This is a genomic window from Pseudomonas sp. SH10-3B (genome assembly GCF_019891415.1).
GTDB lineage: Bacteria > Pseudomonadota > Gammaproteobacteria > Pseudomonadales > Pseudomonadaceae > Aquipseudomonas.
In genome coordinates, this window is sequence record NZ_JAFLXD010000100.1 from 1 (window position 1) to 4,575 (window position 4,575).

At 60.5% G+C, this 4,575-nt stretch carries 4 protein-coding genes; 3 read left to right on the forward strand and 1 reads right to left on the reverse strand.

Annotated elements, in window-relative coordinates; genetic code table 11:
- Positions 1 to 75 precede the first annotated feature (75 nt).
- The 3 genes from J1G35_RS30435 (at position 76) to J1G35_RS30445 (ending at position 3,995) form a co-directional block, all read left to right on the forward strand.
- Positions 76 to 1,326 (forward strand): OprD family porin, encoded by a 1,251-nt coding sequence (locus J1G35_RS30435; RefSeq protein WP_223016850.1) that lies wholly within the window; start codon positions 76 to 78, stop codon positions 1,324 to 1,326.
- Positions 1,327 to 1,410: 84 nt separating this feature from the next.
- Complete coding sequence (locus tag J1G35_RS30440) at positions 1,411 to 2,310, forward strand: polysaccharide deacetylase family protein (protein ID WP_223016851.1); 900 nt, start codon at positions 1,411 to 1,413, stop codon at positions 2,308 to 2,310.
- Positions 2,311 to 2,429: 119 nt separating this feature from the next.
- On the forward strand, positions 2,430 to 3,995 hold the full coding sequence (locus J1G35_RS30445; protein ID WP_223016852.1) for a M91 family zinc metallopeptidase: 1,566 nt from the start codon (positions 2,430 to 2,432) through the stop codon (positions 3,993 to 3,995).
- 5 nt (positions 3,996 to 4,000) lie between these two features.
- Here the strand turns inward: J1G35_RS30445 and pcaC are convergent, their stop codons facing one another.
- The gene (pcaC, locus tag J1G35_RS30450) at positions 4,001 to 4,399 is read right to left on the reverse strand and encodes a 4-carboxymuconolactone decarboxylase (protein ID WP_223016853.1); all 399 of its coding nucleotides are present in this window, start codon (positions 4,397 to 4,399) and stop codon (positions 4,001 to 4,003) included.
- Positions 4,400 to 4,575 lie beyond the last annotated feature (176 nt).

Here is a 4,575-nt window from a genome sequence, read left to right on the forward strand (position 1 = left end):
CGATTGAACCGCCCCCGCACCGCCCCGCACCATGGCCGCCACCTGCATAAACCCAATAACAACAGGTCCACCACCATGAGCACTTTTCACCCGCGCCGGCTCCTGCTGGCCACCGCTATCGCCAGTCTTGCCATGCCCGTCGTCGCCGAAGAACACGGTTTTCTGGAGGACGCCAGCGCCAACCTCAACCTGCGTAATTTCTTCTTCAACCGCAATTTCACCAACCCCACCAAAACCCAGGGTGGCGCGCAGGAGTGGACGCAAAGTTTCATCCTCGATGCCAAGTCGGGCTTTACCCAGGGCACCGTAGGTTTCGGTGTGGATGTGCTGGGGATGTACTCATTGAAGCTCGATGGCGGGCGCGGTACCGGTGGCACCCAACTGTTGCCGCTGGACCACGATGGCCGCCCTGCGGATGAATTCGGTCGCCTGGGGGTGGCGTTCAAAGCGCGTATTTCCAAGACTGAAGTGAAGGTCGGCGAATGGATGCCGGTGCTGCCGATCCTGCGTGCCGACGATGGCCGCTCCCTGCCGCAAACCCTGCGCGGCGGGCAGATCACATCGAAGGAAATCGACGGCCTGACCCTCTACGGCGGCCAGTTCCGCGCCAACAGCCCGCGCGACGACAGCAGCATGAGCGACATGTCGATGGTCGGCAAAACCGCGTTCACCTCGGACCGCTTCAACTTCCAGGGCGGCGAATACGCCTTCAACGACAAACGCACGCAGATCGGCGTGTGGAACGCCCAGCTAAAGGACATCTACAGCCAGCAGTTCGTCAACCTGATCCACAGCCAGCCCCTGGGCGACTGGACCCTGGGCGCCAACCTCGGGTTCTTCTATGGCAAGGACGACGGCAGCGCCCGCGCCGGCGACCTGGACAACAAAACCTGGTCCGGCCTGTTCTCGGCCAAGTACGGCGGTAACACCTTCTACGTCGGCCTGCAAAAACTCACCGGCAACAACGCCTGGATGCGCGTCAACGGCACCAGCGGCGGCACCCTGGCCAACGACAGCTACAACTCCAGCTACGACAATGCCCAGGAAAAATCCTGGCAAGTGCGCCACGACTACAACTTCGCCGCCCTCGGCGTACCGGGCCTGACCCTGATGAACCGCTATATCAGCGGCAGCAACGTGCACACCGGCACCATCACCGACGGCAAAGAGTGGGGTCGCGAAAGCGAATTGGGTTACACCGTGCAAAGCGGCGTGGTGAAGAACCTCACGGTGCGCTGGCGCAATTCGAGCATGCGCCGCGATTACAGCAACAACGAGTTTGATGAAAACCGGTTGATCGTCAGTTACCCGATAAGTCTGCTGTAATCCGGCGCGGCACTTACTGTATCGTGCGCGCCTGCCGCTGCTGATCCGCCCAGCAGCGGCCTCTTATCCGAGCCTGCGCACACCATGAAATCCTTTGCCATCGCATCCGCTGTGCTTGCCCTGGCCTTGAGCCTCAACGGCTGTATCAGCGCGCCCATTGCCCTGACAGCGCAGACCGAGCAACGCCTGCAAGTCCAGGCGCCGATCCGCTTTTTGCTGACCTTCGATGACGGCCCCAGTGCCTCGGGCTACGACAACCCCAGCCGTTCAGTGATCGCCGACCTGGCGCACAACCCGGTGCTGCCGGGGATCAAGGCGGTGTTCTTCCTGCAGACCGAATCGTCGCGTTCCGGCGGCAGCTCGCGGGGTCGCAAGACGATGGAGCGTGAATACGCCGGCGGGCATGTGCTGGCTTTTCACACTGCCACGACCTTTCATACCAACCACCGCTGGCTGAATGATGCCGAGCTGGAACGCACCCTCACCCAAGGTGCGGCGGATATTGCCTCGATCACCGGCGCGCCGCCCATGCTGGTGCGCCCGCCGTTCTGGAACTACGACCGGCGCACCTTCGCCGCCTACCAGCGCCACGGCATGCAGGTCCTGCTGACTGACCTGAGCGCCAATGATGGCAAGATCTGGGGCTTCAACGGCAGCCCCCGCCGCCGCGCCAACCTGTACCGACAACTGTCGGTGGTGCGCGAGCGGATTGCGCTGGGGGAGTTACCGACGGTGGACGGCGTGATACCGGTGGTAGTGACCTTCCACGACATCAACCGCTACACCGCACGGCATATGCAGGAATACCTGCAGATCCTGCTGGACAGCGCGCGGGTCAACGGCATGAAGACGGCGGCCGAGCCGTTCTACACCGATACGGCCGCCCTGCAACGGGCGGCATTGGCGCGTACGGTCAAAGACGTGAATGAAGCAGTGCATCTGCCGGGCGTGTGGAATTGGGTGTGGGACGCCGACTCCCATTAACTCCAGGCCGCTCTTAAGGCATGCAACATCAAGACAGCGTTTGACTGTTTTTCCCTTGGAACAGCATTTCCCCTCCCGCCACTCAAAGGAACGCCTGCCCACCACGATCGAGCCCAACCATGACTATATCTGCGTCCATGCCCGTGCTGACGAATTACACCAACAGTCCATCACCGGCAACGCCAGAACCCGCCGTCCACATCAAATACAAACGCCCTGATTCCGATGCCCTGACCCCCGCCTCCCGACCGACTCCCGAAGTCGCCCTGGGACACAAAAGCTACGTAAACAGCGAGGTCCTGTTTCAGGACAAGCACGTAAAAATCTCCCAGGAGGTTGAATTCAGCGCCGCACAAAACGGCGACGCCAGCACAATATTCAGTCAAATCGTTTTGGAAACCGGCAACCATGCAGACCGGGTGAACATCAGACGTACCTCTGATGGAAAGCTGCTCGCTAACGTCAACGGTAAAGCCTACACCCTTGAGCTGCTCAATCGCCCCGAGCTGGGCATGGTCCAGCCCCTGTATATCAAGACCCACGGCGGCAACGACAGCGTGGTAGTGGCGCCAGACGTGACGACCCCCATCAGGATCGACCTGGGAGACGGTGACGACTACGCCCGTGGTGGTGGCGGTACCACCCAAATCAAGGGCGGCGCGGGCGACGACTTTATCGTGATGGGCAGGGGGCGTGGGGTCGCATCAGGCGGAGAAGGCAACGACACGCTGATCGCGGGCAGTGGCAGCAGTGCGCTTTATGGCGACAATGGCGACGACCACCTCCAGGCCGTGAAGGGCCCTGCCAACCGAGTGGTGCATATGGACGGGGGGCGCGGTCACGACTTCATGATCGCCAAAAATGGCCACACCGTGATGCACGGTGGCGGTGGTGACAACCTGATGGTCAGCCATGGCAGCTCGGTCATTTACACCGGCAGGGGTAGTAACAACGTGAGGTCTTACCATGACAACACGGTTATCTACGCCAAACCTTCGGATAATGTGATCCGCTCGCTCAACTCACGCAGGTTTGATGTAACGCCCAGTGACGCCGGCAAAACAGCCTATCTGGTCGAGGGTTCCGCCGAGTTCAGACAGCGGGTCGAAGACGATCTGGAGCTATTGAGAATGTCGCCCATAGGCCAGCAGTCCTTGAAGAAAGAGGACGAACTGGCGGCGCGCAACAACGCGCCAGTCACCCTGCGCGAGCTGGACACCCGTGATGACATGACCTACGGCTTCAACACCAAAGCCATTCAACGGTATCTTCAAGCGGGCGGCGACGTCGAATCACTGACCGGTTCACAGTTGGGTTACATCGTGGAGGGTAAAGCGGGAGAAACGGCTGACCTGGGTACGATCAATTACAACCCGATGTATATGTATGACGACAGTTCCCCCCCGATCACCAGCCTCGCTCATGAGAGGGGACACGCATTCGCAGGTGCCACAGGTCAAAATCTAAAGGGAGAAACTGCAACACCCGACACTCACCAGGAACGCGAACCCAACATAGAGCGGCAGGCGATCGGTCTGCAAACGACAGTCCCCCCGGTTGATTTCGACGGCGACCCCAGCACCGCGAAAACCACCACCAATCCACGGGAATTTACCGAGAACGGCCTGAAAGAAGAGATGGGACTTCCGTTGCGCAAGAGGGTCTACACGACAAAGCCGGTCTGAGCCTGTTACTTCGGCGGGCGGGACTCAATCCCCAGTTCGTCCCACACTGATTCAGCCAGGTGAAACGTGGCATTCGCCGCCGGAATCCCGCAATAGATCGCACTCTGCATCAGCACTTCCTTGATCTCGGCACGGGTCACGCCGTTGCTGGCCGCCGCACGCAAATGCAGCTTCAACTCTTCACTGCGGTTCATGCCGATCAGCATGGCGATGGTGATCAGGCTGCGGGTGTGTCGAGGCAGGCCGGGGCGGGTCCAGATATCACCCCAGGCGTGGCGGGTGATCATTTCCTGGAACTCGCTGTTGAACTCGGTCAGGGCATTGAGGCTGCGGTCGACATGGGCATCGCCCAGCACTTCGCGGCGCACTTGCAGGCCGGCGGCATAACGTTGTTTCTCGTCCACAAAAAACTCCTGATTCAATAAAATTTCAACTCGATGACCTGTGGCGAGCGGGCTCCTGTGGCGAGCGGGCTTGCCCCGCGTTGGGGCGCGAAGCGGCCCCAAATCAGGCGCCACGGTCTGTCTGAAATAATTCGGCGTCCGTATTGGGGCTGCTTCGCAGCCCAACGCGGGGCAAG